Consider the following 18766-nt stretch of genomic DNA (forward strand, 5'->3'; position numbering starts at 1 on the left):
GAGGCGGACAGGCTGGCCGCCGCCGCTGGGCCAGTGCCCGCGCCCCGCGACGAGGACGCCGCGCTGCGTCGCGCGCTGGCCGACGCGACCCACGAGGCGCTTGCCGATCGCGCCTGGCTGGCCGAGGCGCGGGGAGGGGATGGCGACTGGGCCGGGCTTCGCGCGCGGATCGCTGCGATCGACCGGCCCGTGTTCCCGCTGGCCGGGGCCGATGTGGTCGCTGCCGGCGTTCCGCCCGGCCCGCGTATCGGTGCGGTGCTGGGAGCCCTGCGGGAGGGCTGGCTTGCGGCTGGCTGCGCTGGCGATCGCGCTGCCTGGCGCGCGGCGCTGGCCCGCCACCTCGCCGGGGCGTAGCGGCCGCGCGTCGTGTGGGAATGAGAACGCGTTGCAATTGCATCGCAACTCGGGCAAGCTCACTGCATTCGATGACAGGGATGCACCGATGATCCTCTGTGTCTGCAATGGCTTGACCGAGCGTGCCGTCCGTTCCGCCCTGTCCGACCAGGCAGCGCCGCCCACCGTGGCAGATGCCTATCGCGCCTGCGGCTGTTCCAGGATCTGCGGCACCTGTGCCGCGGCGATGCGCGACGTGGTGAAGGCCGAGAGGGCACGCCGTTCCAACGCCACGTGCAACGCCGATTGATTTTTCTCGTGGTCCCGTGATGCCATCCGCTGGCGTGGATTCTCGCGCGACGTCTGGAGGGCTTGATGAAGGGCGACAAGAAGGTTCTCGAATTTCTCAACACGGCGCTCACCAATGAGCTGACCGCGATCAACCAGTACTTCCTCCATGCCCGCATCCTCCGCCACTGGGGGGTGACGAAGCTCGGTGCTCATGAATACGAGGAGAGCATCGAGGAGATGAAGCACGCCGACATGCTGATCGAGCGCATCCTGTTCCTCGGCGGCATCCCGAACCTCCAGAAGCTGAACAAGCTGCTGATCGGCGAGACGGTCGAGGAGGTGCTGCGCTGCGATCTCAAGCTCGAGGAGAAGGCGATCGCCGATCTCCGTGCCGCGATCGCCCATTGCGAGGAGGTGCGCGACTTCCCCTCCCGTGACCTGTTCGCCGGGATCCTCCGCAACGAGGAGGAGCATGTCGATTTCGTCGAGACGCAGTTCGACCTGATCGAGCGCATCGGCATCCAGAACTACATCCAGCTCAACGCCAGCCCGGCAGGCCACAAGGAGGATTGAGGCCGTCCTCGGCCGCTTCTGGCGCCGGGCGCTGCCGCAACCCGGCTGGCGTGACCCGGCTGGCGGACCAGGCTGGCTTGATCAGGCTGGCTCGCCGCGGCAGGTCTGATCGTGCTATCGCACCTCCGCGATGGGTGACCTGACGCGGCACGATCCGGCAACGACAAGCACGCTCGCGCTGGGGCTCAGGCTCTGGCGCGAGCATGCGCGCGCCCAGTGGCCGGTCCTCGTCCGCGTCTTTGCGCTCATGCTCGTGGTCTCGCTTTCCACCGGCGCGTATCCGCTGGTGATCGACTGGGCCTACCGCCTTTTCGCCACGCAGGATTGGCGCATCGTGACGGTGGTTCCCATCACCGCGATGGCGATCGTCAGCGCGAAGGCGATCGCGCAGTACTGGCAGACGGTGCTGATGCAGCGCGTGGTGCTCTCGGTCGTCGTGTCGCTGCAGCGCGCGATGTTCGGCGCATTGCTGCGCGCCGATCTCGCCCGCCTCGCCTCCGAACAGACGGGGCGGCACGTCTCGCGCTTCGTCAACGACGTTTCCGTCATGCGGGAAAGCCTGACGCGCGCCGTCACGGGCATCGTCGATGCGCTGACCGTGGTCGCCCTCGTCGGATCGATGCTGTGGCTCGACTGGGTGCTGTCGCTGTTCGCCCTCGTCGTCGTGCCGATCGCGGTGTGGCCGATCAGCGTCATCGGCACGCGCATGCGCCGCGCCTCAAAGGCGCAGCAGGAACAGGCCGGCGAGGTGACGGCGCTGCTCTCCGAAAGCCTCGGCGGCGCGCGGCTGGTGAAGGCCTACGGGCTCGAGCAGTACGAGGCGGCGCGGGCCGATCGTGCCTTCGATGGCTGGTTCGCCTCGCTGATGCGCGTGGTGCGCGGCCGTGCGCGGGTCGACCCGATCCTCGAGGCGATGGGCGGGGCGGCGGTGGCCGGCGTCATCGCCTTCGCGGGCTGGCGCATCGCCTCGGGTGCCGGAACGGCGGGCGAGTTCACCGGCTTCGTCGCGGCCCTGCTGATCGCCGCGCGGCCGATGCGCGCGCTCGGCACCCTCGCCGTCGTGCTGCAGGAAGGGGCGGCGGCGGCGTCACGTTGCTTCGCCCTGCTCGACGAGGTACCCACGATCCGCGATGCACCGGGTGCGACGCCGCTGCCGCCAGGCCCGGGGCGCGTGGTCTTCGAGAGCGTATCGTTCCGCTACAATGACGACCAGGCGGCGCTGCATGACGTGTCGCTGGTGGTCGAGCCTGGAACGACCGTCGCCCTCGTCGGCGCTTCGGGCGCGGGCAAGACCACCGCGCTGAACCTCATCCCCCGCTTCATGGAGGCAAGTGCCGGCTGCGTGCTGGTCGATGGCTGCGACGTGCGCGGCCTCACGCTCGCCTCGCTGCGCGGGGCGATGGCGCTCGTCAGCCAGGACGTGACGCTGTTCGACGATACCGTGCGCGCCAACATCGCCTTCGGCAGACTGGATGCGACGGATGCCGAGATCGAGGCGGCTGCCCGCGCGGCGGAAGCGCATGACTTCATCGCGGCATTGCCCGAGGGCTACGCCACCCGCGTCGGCGATCGCGGCCACACGCTGTCGGGCGGCCAGCGTCAGCGCATTGCCCTTGCCCGCGCATTGCTTCGCGCCCCGCGCATCCTGCTGCTCGACGAGGCGACGAGCGCGCTCGATGCCGAAACCGAGGCGCGCGTGCAGGAGGCGCTCGCCCGGCTGCGCGCCGGGCGCACCACGCTCGTGATCGCGCATCGCCTTTCCACCGTGCGGTCAGCCGATCGCATCGTCGTCCTCGATCGCGGGCGGGTGGTGGAGGAGGGAACGCACGCAGCGCTGCTTGCGGCCGGCGGTGCCTATGCGCGGCTCGTGCGCGCCCAGGCTTTTGCTGATGACGCCGAGGCTACTCCCGCCGCAGCAGACGCTCGGTGACGAAGCTGCCAAGCTTGCCGGCACGGAAATCGCGCCTGAGCGCCGCCTCGTCGTAGACGTTGCGCACCCAGTCGAGGAAGCCGATGCCGGTCTCGCGCTGCGCCGCCTCGTAACGGTCAAGGAACAGGTCGAGGATGCCGGTCTTGCCGGCAGCGACATGGCCGTAGCGGAGCGAGAGGTGCGGCCGCGCCTCGGCCACCGTTCCCCCCCGCAGCAGCAGGATGACGGCCGCGATCAGCCCCGCACGGTCAGCGCCCGACTTGCAGTGGATCAGCGCTGGGTACGCCACCGTCTCGAGCAGGCCGGCGAGCCGAAGCAGCCTGTCGCGATGCGGCGCGCCGCGGCTCTCGAACGGCGCATCGACCATGGTGATCCCCGCCCGCGCCGCCGCCTCGCGCGCCAGCACGTCGGAGCCGCAGGCCGGCCGATGGCCGCGCAGGTTGATGATGGTACGGATGCCGGCGCGGGCCTCCGTCCCGATCTGCCACGGCAGCGGCTGGTTCGACCGCGCGAGTACGCCTGGGATCACCCAGTCGCGGTTGCGCCAGAAGATGCGCAACGCGCCGTGGTCGATGAACAGCGCATTGCCCCAGGCGCGCATCCGGCCCTGGCCGGTCGCGAGGTCGAAGCGGGCGCGGGTGTCGAGCGTGGTGGCCATCGGCTTTCTCAGATGGCAGGCCGAAGGGCACTCTGCAACGGATCTCGCATGCGCCGATATGCAACCCTCGCGCGTATGCGACTTGAAAAACACGCGCTGGCAGGTTCATGCTCGCGGAGAAACATACGCCAGAAACCATCCTGGGGTCGCCATGACCGATCCGCGCCCACGCCTTGCCGTTGCCGGCGGCCATCCGGCGCAACTCACGCCTGCCGCCATGGCAGCCCTGCTCGGGCTCGACCAGCCGACCACGCTGCGCGCCCTGCACCAGGCCCTGCGCGACGAGGACCCCGCCTCCTGGGCTGCTGAACCGCAGGCCGATCCCCTCGCTTTCGCCGCTGCCCTGCTGAAGCTCATCGGCAGGCCGGGCGGCATCGCCTCCTACGCCCGTGCTTCGGCGCGGGCGGAGGATGAGGCGCTGCCCGGCGCGCTCCGGCTCGACCTGTTCGATGCCTGCCGCTTCTCGCTGTTCGCCGCGCTGCGCAAGGCGGCACCCGAGAGTGCCGCGTCCCTGCTGCGCCGCGCCCAGGCCCCGCTTCCCCCTGCATTGCCGTTGGCTGAGGCCGGGGTTGCGGCTGAACTCTGGGCCGAGACGGCCCTGCTCGTCTGGGCCATGGGCTGCGGCCCGCGCGGCCTCGCCCCCGAGGCGCATGCGATGATGGAGGAGCATGAGGGCCTGGCCGATGCGCTCGCCGGCATCCGCTGGCGCCCGGCAGGCGCGGTCCCGGCTGCCCTGACGCTGCCGATGGCAGAGGAGCAGGAGGCCGTGTTCGGCTTCGCCGAATCTTCCGAGCCGCTGCTGCCCCCCTCCCTCGCTGCTGCAGCGACGCCGTCAGACCCCGTGGTCGCCCGTGTCGCCTCGCTGCCCGATCACCTTCGCGCGCCGCTGCCGTCGGGCTGGGAGGAAGCGCTCGGCAGGGCCGAGGCTGCGTCGCGCGCCGCCGTCGATGCCGCTGCAGGGGCCGTGGAGCGCGCCAGCCTCGACCAGGACGAGGCGGAAACAGCGCTGCGCGAGGCGGCGCTGCGCGAGGTGCTTGACCACGACGTGCTGTTCCGCCTGCTCGAGGCGGCGAAGGCGCGCGCGGGCGCAGGTTCGCGCGCCGCCGCGGCGCTGGCGCAGGCGGTGTCGGCGGCGATCGCCGACGTGCCTGCGCCGACGTCGAGCGTTACGGAAAGGTGATCTCGGTCACGTTGCAGGTGTTTACCTGCCGACGCTCCGTCGCGGTGTTGTTGTCATAGACGACGCGCAGGTCGAACACGCAGTTTCCATCCCGCGGCAGGTTCACCACCATGCTCTGCCCGGCTCCCAGCACGTTCTGGCCGAGCCTGTCCGGCCCCCAACTCTGCTGCTGCGAGGACGAGACATAGACTTCCGTGATCGTCCGCCCCGAGCGGTTGACCAGGCGGAAATCCGGGTTCGGTCCGCTCGGGCTCGTGGTGCCCTGCGGGCCTTGCGGCCCGCGCGCCACCGGCCCCTGCGCGGTGAAGATCACCTCGTTGATGTTGCAGGTGTTGATGCGCCGCTGCTCGGCCACGCTGTTGTCGGCGTAGACGACGCGGATGTCGAACAGGCAGGTGCCGTCGCGCGCCGGGCGGATCGCGAAGCGTTGGCCGGTCGCCAGCACGTTCTGGCCGAGCAGGTCGTTGCCCCAGTTCGTGACCTGCGCTGACGAGACATAGACCTGGTGGATCGTCTTGCCGGAACTGTTCACCACCCAGAAGTCTGGGTTCTGCGCCGTGGCAGGGCTCGACAGAGCGGCCAGCAGAACAAGGAACGCACCCGGAAGGAACCGTCTCAGCATCGTCACCTCCTCGATCGCAGGCGGGGTGAAGGGCGCTTCCCCGCGCATTCGGCGTGCCACGCGCCCCCATTCAATACGCCCGTGACAAGCGTCCGCCAAGCGCCGGCAAGGCCAGGGAACGCTACCGCTCACACCCTGGAAAGGTGAACGTGATACCCTCTAATCATCACCACGAGGTTGCGCACGCCGCCCCATCCGGTGCATGGCGGTGATGCGACCCTCACAGGGCAGGAGACGGCGGTGGCAACCGACGGGATTGCACGTGGCGCGGCGCCGCGCACCGAACGTGACGTGCTGCTGGCAGCTGCCGCGGCGCAGCTTCGCCGCCGCCTCCAGGGCGAGGCGGGCGAACAGGCCGCTGCCTTCCTGGCAGTCTGGGCGGACGGCATCGCCGACGATGACCTTGCCGCCCACAGCGCCGAGGACATCGCCGGCTCCGCCCTCTCGCTGTTCGAGCACGCGCGCACGCGTGCCCCCGGCCAGGCCAATGTGCGTGTGCTGAACCCGCGGCCCGAGGCGGAGGGTTGGCGGTCGCCCCACTCCATCGCCGAGATCGTGACCGACGACATGCCCTTCCTGGTCGACAGCGCGCTGGCTGCCTGCGCCAGGCTCGACCGGCCCGTGCATCTCGTGATCCACCCGATCGTGCCGGTGCGCCGCGACGCCGCCGGCGCCATCGTCGCGTTCGGCGCCGCGGCCGGGGCGGACGCGCCGCGCGAGAGCATGATCCAGGTCGAGATCGCGCAGATCGCGGGTGCGACCGAGCTTGCGGCGATGACCTCGGCGCTCAAGCGCGCGATGGCCGATGTGCGCATCGCGGTGGCCGACTGGCCGGCGATGCGCGCGCGGCTGGCCGACGCAGCGGGGCTGCTCGCAGGGGCTGGGGATGCCGATGCCAAGGTCGCGCGCGATTTCCTGACATGGATGGGCGAGGACAATTTCGTCCTGCTCGGCTATCGCCGCCTCGACATCAGGGCCGATGGCACGCCCGAGGCGGCGACCGACGCCAATCTCGGCCTGTTGCGCGATGCCGCGGTGCCGGTGTTCGACGTGCTGCGCGAACCTTCCGCCATTCCCGAATCTTTGCGCAGCTACATCCGCGAGGCAGCGCCACTGTCGGTCGCCAAGGCGAATATGCGTGCGACCGTGCATCGCCCGCAGCATTGCGACGTGGCGATCCTGAAACAGTCGCGCGCCGATGGCACGGTCGAGGCGGTGCATCTCTTCCTCGGCCTGTTCGCGGCCGATGCCTATAACCGCAACCCGCGCTCGATCCCCTATCTGCGCGAGAAGGTCGCTGCCGTTCTCGCGCTCGCCGGCGTCGACCCGAAGACGCATGACGGGCGGCGCCTCTCGAACATCCTCGAGACCTATCCGCGTGACGAACTGTTCCAGGCCACCGTGCCGGAACTGCTCTCCGCCGCGCGCGGGATGCTGGCATTGCAGGAGCGCCAGCGCGTCGCACTCTTCGTCCGCACCGACAGGTTCGAGCGCTTCATCTCGGCGATCGTCTTCGTGCCGCGTGACAGGATGGACACGCGCCTTCGGCAGGCGATCGGCGACCTGGTCGCCGCCGCCTATGCGGGGCGGCTCTCGACCAACTACGTCCAGATCGGCGACGGGCCGCTCGCGCGCGTGCACTACATCATCGCGACCATGCCCGGCGCCGTGCCCGAGGTCGATCTCCGTGCCCTCGAACGCGCTCTCGCCGAAGCCGCCCGCAGCTTCCGCGATCGCCTGGCCGAGGCGCTTGTGGCGGAGCATGGCGAGGCGGCGGGGCTCGCCGTCGTCGGCGCCTGGGCCGATGCCTTTCCCCCCGGCTACACCCAGGCGCGCACGGCATCCGAGGCGATGGCCGACATCGCGCTCGCCGAACAGGCACTCGCGACCGGCCGCCTCGCGCTCGTCCTGTCGCGCCGCACAGGCCAGGCGCCGCATGCGCTGACGCTGCGCGTAGCCCACCCCGATGGGCCCGTGCCGCTGTCCGACATCCTGCCGTTGATCGAGTGCCTCGCCTTCCGCGCGATCGAGGAGGTGCCGCACCACCTCCACCCCGCCGGCACGGGGATGCGCACCGTGGTGCTGCACGAATTCGTCATCGAAACGATGGATGCTTCCGCACCGGACGCTGCGGCGATTCCGCTCGCGGCAGAGGCGCTCGATGCCCTCTGGGCTGGTCGGGCGGAACCTGACCAGTTCAACCGCCTGGTGCTGCGCGCGGGCGTCTCCTGGCGCGATGCCTGGGTGCTGCGCGCGCTCTATCGCTGGCTGAAGCAGGTCGGCTTCGGCTTCAGCCAGGCGGCGGTCGAGGATGCGCTCGCCGCCGAGCCGGAGGCGACACGAACGCTTGTCGAAACATTCCGGGCACGCTTCGACCCGGACGCCAAGCGCGATGCCGATGCCGAGGCGATGCTGGCAGAGGCCTGGGCACGCCATCTCGACGCGATCGCCGACCCCGATCGTGACCGCATCCTCACGCGCATGAAGCAGGCAATGGATGCCGTGCTGCGCACGACGGCCTTCACCGACCCCGCTGCCCCCGTCATCGCCTTCAAGCTCGACCCGCGCAGGGCCGGGGATGTGCCGAAACCCGTTCCCTTCGCCGAGATCTGGGTGCATGGCCCGCGCGCCGAGGCGGTGCATCTGCGCGCCGGCGCGGTCGCGCGCGGCGGCATCCGCTGGTCGGATAGGCGTGAGGATTTCCGCACCGAGGTGCTCGGCCTGATGAAGGCGCAGACGCTGAAGAACGCCGTGATCGTGCCGACGGGCGCGAAGGGCGGCTTCATCCTGAAGCGCCCGCCGGCAATGACGGGTGATGCCACGAAGGACCGCGAGGCGCTGCTCGCCGAAGGCATCGCCTGTTACCGGCTGCTGATCGGCGCGATGCTCGACCTCACCGACAATCGCGGCACATCGGGCATCATCCCGCCGGCGCGCGTTGTGCGCCGTGATGGCGATGATCCCTACATCGTCGCTGCAGCCGACAAGGGTACGGCCACCTTCTCCGACATCGCCAACGGCATTGCCACCGCGCGCGGCTTCTGGCTCGGCGATGCCTTCGCCTCCGGCGGGTCGAAGGGGTATGACCACAAGGGCCTCGGCGTCACCGCCCGCGGTGCGTTCGAGGCGATCGCGCTGCACCTCGCCGAACTCGGCATCGACTGGCAGCGCGACCCGGTCAGCGTCGTCGGCGTCGGCGACATGTCGGGCGACGTGTTCGGCAACGGCATGCTGCTCTCGCGCACGCTCAGGCTGCGCGCCGCGTTCGACCATCGCCACATCTTCCTCGACCCCGATCCTGACCCGGAGGTCTCGTTCGTCGAGCGCGAGCGGCTGTTCGCCCTGCCGCGTTCCTCCTGGGCCGACTACGACGCGACGAAGCTCTCGGCCGGCGGCGGCATCTTTCCACGCTCGGCCAAGACCATTCCGTTATCGGATCAGGTGCGCACGATGCTCGGCCTCGCGGGAGAGCGCGCGACACCGGACGTGGTGATGCGCTCGATCCTGACGCTTGCGGTCGACCTGCTCTATTTCGGGGGCATCGGCACCTTCGTGAAGGCCGCCGCCGAGACGGCAGGCGAGGTAGGCGACCGGGCCAATGATGCCGTACGGGTGAACGGGCTCGAACTCCGCGCCCGCGTGCTCGGCGAGGGCGCCAATCTGGGCGTCACCCAGGCGGGGCGGATCGAGGCGTCGCTCGCCGGCGTCAGGCTCGACACCGACAGCCTGCACAACTCCGCCGGCGTCGATACGTCCGACCATGAGGTGAACCTCAAGATCCTGGTCGATGGCCTGGTGCGCGAGGGCGACCTGACCGGCAAGCAGCGCGATGCCCTGCTGCGCGACGTGACCGACCATGTCGTTCCGCACGTGCTCGCCACCAACGCGCGCCAGGTGCTTGCCGTCTCGCTCGAACTCGCCGAGGGGGCTGCTTCCGGGCCCGCGCATGCGGCGCTGATGGCGCGGCTCGAGAGCGAGGGGTTCCTCGACCGCACCGTCGCCGGCCTGCCTGACCGCACGACGCTCGCAATGCGCGGCCGTGCTGGCCTGGTGCGGCCAGAGGTCGTCGTGCTGCTCAGCCACGCGAAGCTGTGGCTGACCGACGCGCTGCTCGACAGCGCCCTGCCGAGCGACCCTGCCTTCGCCGATGACCTTCTGCGCTACTTCCCGCCCGTGATCGCGGAACGCTTCCGTGCTGCCGCGCTCTCGCACCCGCTGCGGCGCGAATTGCTGGCCATGCTGCTCGCCAACGACCTGCTGGACAGGATGGGGCTTGCCGCCTTCGCGCGCCTGGCCGAGGGCGTGCCACCCGTGACGGCGGCCCGCGCGGCGCTGATCGCGCGCGCGTCGCTTGGGCTGGCCGAGACCTGGGCCGCGCGCGTGCCGGCCGCCCCGGGAGCGGTCGATCCCTATCGGCACGAACTCTCCTGGCGGCGGATGCACGAGGCGGCGGCGGCGTGGTTCCTCAGGAGCGGCGGACAGGACCAGGGGGGGGATGGCGGCATCAGTGCTGCCGTCGCGCGCTTCGCCGGGCCGATCGCCGCACTCCGCGCCACCTGGCCGGGCGCGCTTGGCGATGCGCTGCTCGATGCGGCGCTGGTCACCGGCGAGTCTGGGGCGGCGCCGGCAGCGGTGGTCACCGCCTGGATGGAGGCGGGCCGCGCCTTCGGCCTCGATGCGCTGCGCCAGGCGGCAGCTTCCGTCGCTGCGGCGGACCCGGCTGCGGCGCGCGCGCTGGCGCTTCTCCTGGCCGACATGGGGGCGATGCAGCGACGACTCGCGGCAGCCCTGCTCCGGCGCGAAGGCGGGGGACGACCAGATGCGGGCAGGGCTGACGCACTGAAGGCGGAGGCCGGCGCTGCCTGGTCGGAGGCAGAGCGTTGCATCAGCGCATTGACAACGGAGATGCCGGGGCTGGCGCAGATCCTCGTTGCCGTGCACGCATTGCGCACCGTTGCCTGAGCGTGTGCGCGTGACGGACGGGACGCTGCGGCCGAGGCCGTGGCGCATCGCTGCCTGGTGCTTCTATGACTGGGCGAACAGCGCGTACCCGACGGTGATCAGCACCTTCGTGTTCGCGACGTACTTCACCCAGGGCGTCGCGCCCGACCCCGTCACGGGGGCCTCGCGCTGGGGCATCGGCATGGCGATCGCGGGGCTCTTCGTCGGCATCCTCTCGCCCATCTTCGGCGCGATCGCCGACCGCACCGGCGGGCGGCGCATCTGGCTCGCCGCGTTCACGATCCTTGCGGCACTCGCCGCCGCGTCCCTCTGGACGGTCGAGCCCGACCCCTCCTTCATGACGCGGGCACTGGTTCTCGTGATCGCCGGCACGGTGTGCTTCGAGCTCGGCACCGTGTTCTACAACGCCATGCTGCCGGGCCTCGCACCCGCCGCGATGATCGGGCGCATCTCCGGCTGGGGCTGGGGCCTCGGCTATATCGGGGGGCTGTTCTGCCTCGTCGCGTGCCTTGCCCTGATCCAGGCGAAGCCGCCGCCGTTCGGCCTGGCGGAGGGCAATGCCGAGGCGGTGCGCGCGACCTCGGTGCTCGTTGCCGTCTGGTATGCGGGCTTCGCGCTGCCGTTGCTGTTCGCGGTGCCGGGCGAAAAGGGCGCTGGCATGGGCATCGTCGCTGCGGTGCGGGAAGGGATCGGCGCGATCCTCAGGTTGCTGCCCGAGCTGCGCGGCGAGCCCGTGATCCTGCGCTTCCTGATCGCGCGGCTGCTCTATGCCGAGGGGCTGAACACGCTGTTCGCGTTCGGCGCGATCTACGCCGCCGGCACGTTCGGGATGGACACCGAGGAGGTGATCCGCCTCGGCATCGCGATCAACGTCACGGCGGGCCTCGGTGCCGCGCTGTTCGCCTTCGCCGATGACAGGTTCGGCTCGCGCGCGGTGGTGCTCGTCTCGGTGCTGTCGCTGATGGTGATCGGCGCGCTGATGCTGCTGGTGACCAGCACCACGGCGTTCTGGGTGCTGGCGCTCGCGCTCGGCATCTTCTTCGGCCCCGCGCAGGCGGCGAGCCGCACCCTGATGGGCCGCCTCGCGCCGGCGGATAAGCGGGGCGAGTATTTCGGGCTGTTCGCGCTCACCGGCCGCGCGGTGTCGTTCATCGGGCCTGCTGCGCTGGCCATCGCGACCGCAGCGTTCGACAGCCAGCGTGCGGGCATGGCGACGGTGCTGGTGTTCCTCGGCGCCGGTGCCGCGCTGCTGTGGACGGTGCGCGTGCCTCAACGCTGAGGCGCGCCGTCCGGCCTTGGCATTGGCCGCCACCGCTGTAGGCTCATGCGGCACAAGGCATGGGAGGGATCGAGCGATGGCGGCTGAGGGCGACGTGTTCGACTATGTGATCGTCGGCTCCGGTGCCGCCGGGTCGGTGCTCGCCGCGCGCCTGTCGGAGGACCCTGGCGTCACGATCTGCGTGCTCGAGGCAGGGCCGCCTGACCGCAACCCCTACATCCATATCCCCGCCGGCTTCATCAAGACGATCTTCGACCCCTCGGTCACCTGGCAGTTCAAGACCGAACCGTCGGAGATGACGGCGGGGCGGCGGATCGCGACGACGCAGGGCCGCACGCTCGGCGGCGGCTCGTCGGTCAACGGCATGATCTATAATCGCGGCCAGCCCGGCGATCTCGATTCGTGGGCGCAACGAGGAAATCGCGGCTGGGGCTATGCCGACATGCTGGCCTACTACCGCCGCAGCGAGCGCTGCATGGGGGTGGGCGAGGACGAGAAGCGCGGCCGCGACGGCGGCATTCCCGTCACGGCGATGGACTGGAAAAGCCCCGTCTCGGAGGCCTTCATCGCCGGCTGCGTCGGCGCCGGCATTCCTCGCAACCCCGACTACAACAGCGGCGACCAGGCGGGGGTCGGCTACTATCAGCGCACGATCCACCGTGGCCGGCGCATCTCCGCCTACCGCGCCTATCTCAAGCCCGCGATGGCGGGCGGGCGGATCGACGTTCGCACGAACGCGCGGGCGGAAGCGATCCTGTTCGAGGGCAAGCGCGCCGTCGGCGTGCGCTACATCGCCGCGCGCGGTGGGGAGGGGCGCGTGGTGCGCGCCAGGCGGGAGGTGATCGTCTCGGCCGGCACGGTGAACACCGCGCGGCTGCTGCAGATATCGGGCGTCGGGCCAGTGGCGCTGCTGCAATCGCTTGGTGTTCCGGTGGTTCATGCGCTCGCGGGGGTGGGCGAGAATTTCCGCGATCATTTCGCCTCGCGCTTCGTCGTCCGCGCCAAGCCGGGGGTGGCGACGCTGAACGAGCTTTCGCGAGGCACCAGCCTGCTCGGGCAGATCGCCTCCTGGGCGACGGGACGTCCTTCCATCCTCGCAACGACACCGTCGCACGTGCACCTGTTCCTGAAGTCGTTCCCGGGCCTCGACCAGCCCGACCTGCAGGGCGTGTTCACGCCCGGCAGCTACAAGGAAGGGGCCGTCTACGTGCTCGACGACTATCCGGGGATGACGGCGGGTGCGTGGCAGCACCGGCCGGAGAGCACGGGCTGGGTGCGCGCGCGCTCGAAGGACGTGTTCGAGGACCCCGAGATCCAGCCGAACTACCTTTCGAACCCGATGGACAGGCGCGTCCACCTCGCCGGCATGAAGCTGATCCGCAGCCTGCTGCACACGCCGGAACTCGCCCCCTTCGTCGAGCGCGAGACGCTGCCCGGGCCCCAGGTGCAGAGCGATGATGAGCTGATGGATTTCGCCAAGCGCAACGCGGTGACGACGTACCACCTCATCGGCACCGCGCGCATGGGCCCGGCGACTGACCCGGCGGCGGTGGTCGATGACCGCCTCCGCGTGCACGGCATGGAGGGGCTTCGCATCGTCGATGCCTCGATCATGCCGTCGATGACCTCGGCCAACACCTACGCGACCACGCTCGCGATCGCCGAGCGGGCGGCCGATCTCATCCGTGGGCGCGACGCCGCCATGGCCGAGGAAGCGGCCTGATCAACCGCTCTCCGCCGCGCGTGCAGATTGCGGCTCCGCCGCGGTCCATCCCTGCGGCTCCGCCGCAGGCTCCTCCCGTGCGCGGAGGAAGACGAAGCCGCCGATCCTGACGGCCTCTCCGGCCGGCGCATCGGCTGGCCGCTCCGTGCCGGAGCGATGCCAGGCGATGGCACCGCCCGTCGGATCGGGCAGCGCGCCCGAGGCGGCGCGGGCGGCGATGCGGCGGCAGGTGGCGATCAGCACTGCGTCATGCGGCACCGCCCCCTCCGGGAACAGGCCGGGCGCAGCGACGGCAGCGGCGAGGCCCATGCCCCAGGAGGTGGGCGCGCGGCGTGCGCGGGCGGCGGCGAGGCGGTTCACCACCATCGCCGCCAGCGCCTCGATCGCGCGCACCCGCTCACCGGCGCCGGTGGAGGCGAGGGCGCGGGCGAGTGCCGCGACGCCAGCCTCGTGGCGTGCGCGGGCGGCTTCCTCCTGCGGTACGGCAAGCAGCCGCGTGTGCGCCCTCATGCGTGGTAGTCGTCGCCAGCCGGCAGTCGCGCACGGCCGCGCGGCGTGACGGTGTCGAGCTTCTCTTCGATTCGCATCAGCTGCATCGAGAGGCGGCGGTCGGTCTCGCGCATCATCTGCATCGGCACGTAGCCGCGCGCCACCTCGAGCTTGAAGGCGGCGAGATCGTCACGCAGCCGTCCGGTGCTCTCGGCGTGGCGCAGGTCCATCTGCTCGATCCGCGCCATCAGGTCCTTCCTGATGTCCCAGGTGAGCTTGAACAGCGCGGCGATCATCGGGATCTCGATGACCGAGATCCACCAGGTGAGATCGATGCCAGCAGGCGGCATGGGCGGAACCTTTCATGTTGCGGTCGGGCGGGGTTGCGCCGGCGGGGCCGCGCGGCGATATCAAGGGCGATGTGGAACGAGCCCTATCTCGAAACCTGCTGCCGCTCGGCGCTGAACCGGCTGAAGGCCGCCGGCGGGATCGGCCGCCCACCGGCCCTGAAGGACGGGCCGTGCCTTGAGCGCCTGGCTGGCATGGGCTTCTGCACCTGCCGGGTCGATGGGCGGTACGAGATCACCGAGGCGGGCCTCTCGCGGCACAGCACCGAGATCCTGAAGCAGGCCGGACCGATCACGGTGTGAAGCCGGTCTCGGCGCCGTAGGCCCCACCACCGCCGCGCCAGCCTGATCGTTCCGCTGCCATCGCGCGTGGCAGGCGCACCGGTTCGGCGAGCAGGCAGCCGGCGACGGCATCGAGCGCATCGTCATGCGCCCCTTTCGAGGAGGGGCCGGGCCGCCACTCGCGCATCTCGGCCGCGAACTTGCCCGCGAGCACCGCGCGATGCACCCAGAGGCGGCGCGCCGCGAGCACGGGCTCGATCGCGCCAAGGATGCGCTCGGTCTTTCCCCGCGTGCTGGCGCGCTCGACCACGGCGCAGGGCACGCGCGCACGCGCCATCTCTGCCCGCAGCAGGCCGGGCAGGAACCGCCCGATGCCGTTGTTCTCGACCGTCACCGACGGCAGGTGCAGCTCGCGCGCGACCATCGCCACCTGGCGGCAGAGCTGTGTCGCGGCGTCGTCGCCGCCCTTCGGATCATGCGTCATGTACGCGACGCGGTGGAGGTAGTGATTGCCCTCCGCATCGGTGAACACGGCGGCGAGAACCGAATGGTCGCCCTTGTCCGGCGCGCCGAAGGCAGGGTCCCAGAAGCAGCTGGCGGAGACGAGCTGCGTCTCGCCGAGGCGCAGCACCATGCCGCCATTGCCGGCGTGCAGCGTGAGTTCGCCGTCGTAGCGCACCATCGCTTGCGGATCGAGGCGGGCATCCTGCGGCGGCTGCGGCTCGAGCTGCATCTGCGCCCCGAAGGCGCGCGGCCCGACGCGGCGTTGCATCGCGGCGATCGTGGCGGGCGTGAAGCGGTCCGGCCAGGCCGAGTTGCCGCCGCCGTCGAGCAGCGGGATGCGCAGCCGCGCGAAGCCGGCGAGATAGGGCTCGGCGCCATCGCGGCCGGCATCGGCGTAGATGCTGTCCTCGGTATGCGGCGTGCCGATGAATAGCGTCGTGCCGCCGGGAACGAGAACGAACTCGATCTCTGCCAGCCGCTCGCGCAGCTCCTCTCGTTCTGTTGCCGTATCGGAGGTGTTGGGCACCTCGACATCGTCGACGATCACGACGTCCGCCCGGCTGCCGGTGATGTTGGCGGTGATGCCGCGTGCGAGCATCGAGGGGTCTCGACCCGCGCCGGGGCGGTGCACGGTGAAGCGATCGGCCGCCCACTCGGATGGCCCGCGCGGCCGGATGTGGCGGCAGAGCGGGTGGCGGCGGATGATCTGGCGCACGCTGCGCACCATCTTGGAGGCAAGCGTCGTCTCGGCTGAAAGAACGATGAGGCGCAGCGCCGGGTCGGTCGCGAGAAGCCAGGCGCAATAGAGGCCGACGACGGTGGACTTGCCTGCTCCGCGGAAGCACATCAGCAGCAGGCGCGTTTCGTTGCTTGATCGTTTTACATCGAGCCAACGGGCGATGCGGCGGTGATGCGCCGGAGTCCCGGTGTTGTTCAACGTGTTCCAGATCCAGAGGAAGTGCGGGAACGGCGCCGGCTCGACGTCGCTCATCCGTGGCGGCTCATCCGCCGACCCTGTCGTCATCATCGCTTCCCTCGTCACCATCCAGCGCCACGCGGGCCTGGGCGAGCAGCCGTGCCTGTTCCTCGTCACCCTCACCCGCGTCACCGTCGACGCCGGCAATGCGAGCGACCTTCATGAGAAGGTCGAGATGCGCGAGCGCCGCCTTGCAGGCGGCGTGGTGTGCCGCGAAGGCGCGCGCGTCGCCGGCATCGGGTTCGGCGTCCATGAAGGTCCGGTAGCTGTCGATCACCCGCGTCGCGGCGGTCTCGAGCTGGCTGCTGATCTGGACCCTCAGCGCCTTCACGCCTTGAGCACGCGCAGCCTCAGCGTGCCTCCGGCGAGATCCGTCGCCACAACGCCACGGTTCCAGGCGACGGCCGTGACGGTGTCGGCGGCGGAAACGGTGCCGAACAGCAGCACGTTCGGCGAGGCGAGCGTGAACGCGGCGGAGACGTGATCACCCATCGCCGCACCCGGCACCGTGACTGACAGGATCGCGGTGGTGTTCGCCGCAAGCGACGGCGGATCCCATGTCGCTTCGGCGACGATGTCGCGCCGACCATGCGGCAGGTCCGGCAAGCCGGCGAGCAGCGCCGGGGCCGTGCGCGGATCGGCGGTGAGCACGAGCGCACGAAGCTCGGCATCGGCAGTGCCGCGCATCACGCCAATGATCGCGCTCGCGACCAGGGCCGAGAGGTGGATCGCAGGCAGCGCGGTGCGCGAGCCTGCGGTGATCTGCCCCGCCCCCGCCCACCAGCCGCGCGCAGGATCGAATGCCATCGCCTCTGTCGAGGCGCGCACGAGCATGCCGGCAGCATCGGTCATGAGCGCACCGGCAGCATCAAAGCAGAGCGCCACCAGGCGCACGGGATCGCCATCGACGACGAGGCCGAAGCTGCGGCAGCGGCGTGCATCGACCGCGAAGCCGAGGCCCCGGTCGGGCCCGAGCGTGATGCCGCGCTGCCCGAGCATGTAGCCGTCAAGCCCTGGGCGCGCGGCATCGCGCAGCGTCGCCGGTGCCGCGCTCCCATCGAGGCAGGCGAGATGATCGAAGCCGGTCAACCCTGGCGCCCAGCGGAACGCAGCGGCGCGCAGATTGGCGACGGAAGCGACGGTGCGGGTCAGTGCGAGGTTCGGGGCACCGGCCTGGCGCGCGACGACAACGCCCCCGGCACGGTTCGCACCGGCCGGATACTCGATCGTGAGCGACCCGGGCTCGCTTGCCGCGGCGATCTCGTAGACATGGTCCTCGGCGAAGGCGACGTGGCGGGCGATGACCGTGGATGGCCCCTCGATGCGGATCGCGCGTGCGGCGAGGCCGCGCCCGTCCGTCTCGACCAGGAAGGGGATCGCGGCCGCCGTGCCGCTGCCGAGCGAGAAGGAGGGGGCGTCGAACACAAGGCCATCGGGCGTGCGCTGGCCGGCGGCGGCAAAGGATAGGCGGATGCCAAAACGATCCGAAGTCGCATTGACAGCACTCGCAACAACGAAGCGGCCGCCGAGCACGCGGATCGCGGCGATGCTGCCGGTGCTGTTGCCGCTGCGGAGGTCGAGGCCGATGCGGTTGTTGGCGATCCGCCCGAGGGTGAGCGCGCTGCCGGTGGCTGCACCCCCCTCGGCCACGAGGCGCACGCCGATCGTGAACCCTGCCGCTTCCGCGACCTCGATCGTGCAGTCGTTCGGCGTGCGGATGACCACGCCGATATCCGCCTCGCTCGACCAGCCGGACTGGAGTTGGCGGACGACGCGGATGCCCTGGTAGAGCCTGCCCTGCACCTGGCCCGAAACACCTGTGCCGAGGGTCAGCACCGCCACGGGCGCGCCGGCCGCGTAGACGATGCGGCCGCGCATCACGAGGCCCGCCGCGGCGGCCGGCAGCAGGAGCGGGCCGGAGACCGCGTAGTCGCCTTCGGGGATGGTCACGAACCGGCCGGCAAGCCCCGCTGCGTCGAACGCGGCCTGGATGGCGGCACGATCATCGGCCGCACCGTTCCCGGCCGCGCCGAAGTCGCGCACAGAGAGGCTCTCGGACAGCTTCTCGCTGATGCTGCGCGGCACGGTGCCGGCTGCCTGCACCTGCACGGTGCCGGAGATCTCGCCACCAAGCGCGGGATAGAGCGCCAACGCGCCGGCGGCATCGAACCCGACCACGCGGTTCGCACGTGCCTCGCGCGGCGGCAGGACAGGCGGGGGAGAGGTATCGGCCGGGCCGAACTGGATTGCGCGTGAGACATCCTCCGCGACCTGCTGCAATCCTGCGGCCTGCGCGTCGAGCTCATCGTTCAGCACCGCGGCGCGGAACTCGCCATTCTCCTGGAAGTCCGTCACACGCCCAAGCGCGAGGCGGCGGCGGAGCGTGATCACCGTCCCGGCAGGGGGCGGCGTGTCGAACACGACCGTGCCGCCCTCGGAAAGGCCAGCGCCGAGCACGACAAAGCCTTCCGTCGCCTCCTCGCTGTCGAGATAGACGGCGACGTCGGAGGGCCGGAACACGGGGAAGGCGAAGGTGAAGCTGCCATCCGTTCCGGAGGCGAGATACTGGATGCGTGGTGGCGTCTCGCCGATCGTGATGTGTTCGGCCATGGGGTGA

The 18766-nt window shown here is 70.6% G+C and carries 15 protein-coding genes and 1 pseudogene; 9 read left to right on the forward strand and 7 right to left on the reverse strand.

What is annotated here, in order from left to right; all coding sequences use genetic code 11:
• The 4 genes and pseudogenes from Q0C38_RS20360 to Q0C38_RS20375 form a co-directional block, all read left to right on the forward strand.
• A pseudogene (locus tag Q0C38_RS20360) lies at window positions 1-354 on the forward strand (CCA tRNA nucleotidyltransferase); the annotation flags it as partial.
• Between the two features lie 88 nt (window positions 355-442).
• Window positions 443-643, forward strand: a complete 201-nt coding sequence (locus tag Q0C38_RS20365) for a bacterioferritin-associated ferredoxin (RefSeq protein ID WP_291298967.1) — start codon at window positions 443-445, stop codon at window positions 641-643.
• A 65-nt stretch (window positions 644-708) separates the two neighbouring features.
• Window positions 709-1197, forward strand: coding sequence for a bacterioferritin (gene bfr, locus Q0C38_RS20370; protein ID WP_291298968.1), 489 nt, complete (start codon window positions 709-711; stop codon window positions 1195-1197).
• A gap of 130 nt (window positions 1198-1327) precedes the next feature.
• Window positions 1328-3127 (forward strand): ABC transporter ATP-binding protein, encoded by a 1800-nt coding sequence (locus tag Q0C38_RS20375; protein ID WP_291298969.1) that lies wholly within the window; start codon window positions 1328-1330, stop codon window positions 3125-3127.
• On the opposite strand, the gene Q0C38_RS20380 is transcribed toward Q0C38_RS20375, so the two are convergent.
• Window positions 3099-3785 carry a beta-lactamase hydrolase domain-containing protein gene (locus Q0C38_RS20380; RefSeq protein WP_291298970.1) on the reverse strand — a complete coding sequence of 229 codons (687 nt, stop codon included), beginning with the start codon at window positions 3783-3785 and terminating at the stop codon, window positions 3099-3101. The two genes, Q0C38_RS20375 and Q0C38_RS20380, sit on opposite strands and share 29 nt — an antisense overlap.
• Before the next feature lie 151 nt (window positions 3786-3936).
• On the opposite strand from Q0C38_RS20380, the gene Q0C38_RS20385 reads away from it, so the two are divergent.
• Entirely contained in the window at window positions 3937-4965 is a 1029-nt protein-coding gene (locus Q0C38_RS20385) for a hypothetical protein (protein ID WP_291298971.1), read from the forward strand.
• Here Q0C38_RS20385 and Q0C38_RS20390 read toward each other — a convergent pair.
• A complete protein-coding gene (locus Q0C38_RS20390) occupies window positions 4952-5587 on the reverse strand; it encodes a Tat pathway signal protein (protein ID WP_291298972.1) in 636 nt (211 codons plus the stop codon). The genes Q0C38_RS20385 and Q0C38_RS20390 overlap by 14 nt on opposite strands.
• A gap of 240 nt (window positions 5588-5827) precedes the next feature.
• On the opposite strand from Q0C38_RS20390, the gene Q0C38_RS20395 reads away from it, so the two are divergent.
• The 3 genes from Q0C38_RS20395 (at window position 5828) to Q0C38_RS20405 (ending at window position 13551) form a co-directional block, all read left to right on the forward strand.
• On the forward strand, window positions 5828-10549 hold the full coding sequence (locus Q0C38_RS20395) for an NAD-glutamate dehydrogenase domain-containing protein (protein ID WP_291298973.1): 4722 nt from the start codon (window positions 5828-5830) through the stop codon (window positions 10547-10549).
• A complete protein-coding gene (locus Q0C38_RS20400; RefSeq protein WP_291298974.1) occupies window positions 10542-11828 on the forward strand; it encodes an MFS transporter in 1287 nt (428 codons plus the stop codon). The genes Q0C38_RS20395 and Q0C38_RS20400 overlap by 8 nt, the downstream gene beginning before the upstream one ends.
• Window positions 11829-11904: 76 nt before the next feature.
• Window positions 11905-13551 carry a GMC family oxidoreductase gene (locus Q0C38_RS20405; protein WP_291298975.1) on the forward strand — a complete coding sequence of 549 codons (1647 nt, stop codon included), beginning with the start codon at window positions 11905-11907 and terminating at the stop codon, window positions 13549-13551.
• Here the strand turns inward: Q0C38_RS20405 and Q0C38_RS20410 are convergent, their stop codons facing one another.
• Both Q0C38_RS20410 and Q0C38_RS20415 read right to left on the reverse strand, forming a co-directional pair.
• Window positions 13552-14061 (reverse strand): cell wall hydrolase, encoded by a 510-nt coding sequence (locus Q0C38_RS20410; protein ID WP_291298976.1) that lies wholly within the window; start codon window positions 14059-14061, stop codon window positions 13552-13554.
• Window positions 14058-14390, reverse strand: a complete 333-nt coding sequence (locus Q0C38_RS20415) for a hypothetical protein (RefSeq protein ID WP_291298977.1) — start codon at window positions 14388-14390, stop codon at window positions 14058-14060. The genes Q0C38_RS20410 and Q0C38_RS20415 overlap by 4 nt, the downstream gene beginning before the upstream one ends.
• A gap of 69 nt (window positions 14391-14459) precedes the next feature.
• Here Q0C38_RS20415 and Q0C38_RS20420 point away from each other — a divergent pair, with 69 nt between their 5' ends.
• A complete protein-coding gene (locus tag Q0C38_RS20420) occupies window positions 14460-14690 on the forward strand; it encodes a hypothetical protein (RefSeq protein WP_291298978.1) in 231 nt (76 codons plus the stop codon).
• Here Q0C38_RS20420 and terL read toward each other — a convergent pair.
• Genes terL through Q0C38_RS20435 form a run of 3 tightly spaced genes read right to left on the reverse strand, consistent with a single transcriptional unit; the run spans window position 14680 to window position 18759 of the window.
• On the reverse strand, window positions 14680-16164 hold the full coding sequence (gene terL, locus Q0C38_RS20425; RefSeq protein WP_291298979.1) for a phage terminase large subunit: 1485 nt from the start codon (window positions 16162-16164) through the stop codon (window positions 14680-14682). The two genes, Q0C38_RS20420 and terL, sit on opposite strands and share 11 nt — an antisense overlap.
• Window positions 16165-16174: 10 nt before the next feature.
• Window positions 16175-16480, reverse strand: a complete 306-nt coding sequence (locus tag Q0C38_RS20430) for a hypothetical protein (RefSeq protein WP_291298980.1) — start codon at window positions 16478-16480, stop codon at window positions 16175-16177.
• The gene (locus Q0C38_RS20435) at window positions 16477-18759 is read right to left on the reverse strand and encodes a glycosyl hydrolase family 28-related protein (RefSeq protein ID WP_291298981.1); all 2283 of its coding nucleotides are present in this window, start codon (window positions 18757-18759) and stop codon (window positions 16477-16479) included. The genes Q0C38_RS20430 and Q0C38_RS20435 overlap by 4 nt, the downstream gene beginning before the upstream one ends.
• Window positions 18760-18766: the final 7 nt, after the last annotated feature.

This window comes from Elioraea sp., from assembly GCF_022842375.1.
Classification (GTDB): domain Bacteria; phylum Pseudomonadota; class Alphaproteobacteria; order Acetobacterales; family Acetobacteraceae; genus Elioraea_A.

What these genes read in the sequence shown, in the direction of transcription:
- Q0C38_RS20390 (WP_291298972.1), bottom strand. Translation starts at nt 5,587, where the DNA reads ATGCTGAGACGGTTCCTTCCGGGTGCGTTCCTTGTTCTGCTGGCCGCT.
- Q0C38_RS20405 (WP_291298975.1), top strand. Translation starts at nt 11,905, where the DNA reads ATGGCGGCTGAGGGCGACGTGTTCGACTATGTGATCGTCGGCTCCGGT.
- Q0C38_RS20435 (WP_291298981.1), bottom strand. Translation starts at nt 18,759, where the DNA reads ATGGCCGAACACATCACGATCGGCGAGACGCCACCACGCATCCAGTAT.
- Q0C38_RS20375 (WP_291298969.1), top strand. Translation starts at nt 1,328, where the DNA reads ATGGGTGACCTGACGCGGCACGATCCGGCAACGACAAGCACGCTCGCG.
- Q0C38_RS20380 (WP_291298970.1), bottom strand. Translation starts at nt 3,785, where the DNA reads ATGGCCACCACGCTCGACACCCGCGCCCGCTTCGACCTCGCGACCGGC.
- Q0C38_RS20420 (WP_291298978.1), top strand. Translation starts at nt 14,460, where the DNA reads ATGTGGAACGAGCCCTATCTCGAAACCTGCTGCCGCTCGGCGCTGAAC.
- Q0C38_RS20385 (WP_291298971.1), top strand. Translation starts at nt 3,937, where the DNA reads ATGACCGATCCGCGCCCACGCCTTGCCGTTGCCGGCGGCCATCCGGCG.
- Q0C38_RS20415 (WP_291298977.1), bottom strand. Translation starts at nt 14,390, where the DNA reads ATGCCGCCTGCTGGCATCGATCTCACCTGGTGGATCTCGGTCATCGAG.
- bfr (WP_291298968.1), top strand. Translation starts at nt 709, where the DNA reads ATGAAGGGCGACAAGAAGGTTCTCGAATTTCTCAACACGGCGCTCACC.
- Q0C38_RS20410 (WP_291298976.1), bottom strand. Translation starts at nt 14,061, where the DNA reads ATGAGGGCGCACACGCGGCTGCTTGCCGTACCGCAGGAGGAAGCCGCC.
- Q0C38_RS20365 (WP_291298967.1), top strand. Translation starts at nt 443, where the DNA reads ATGATCCTCTGTGTCTGCAATGGCTTGACCGAGCGTGCCGTCCGTTCC.
- terL (WP_291298979.1), bottom strand. Translation starts at nt 16,164, where the DNA reads ATGAGCGACGTCGAGCCGGCGCCGTTCCCGCACTTCCTCTGGATCTGG.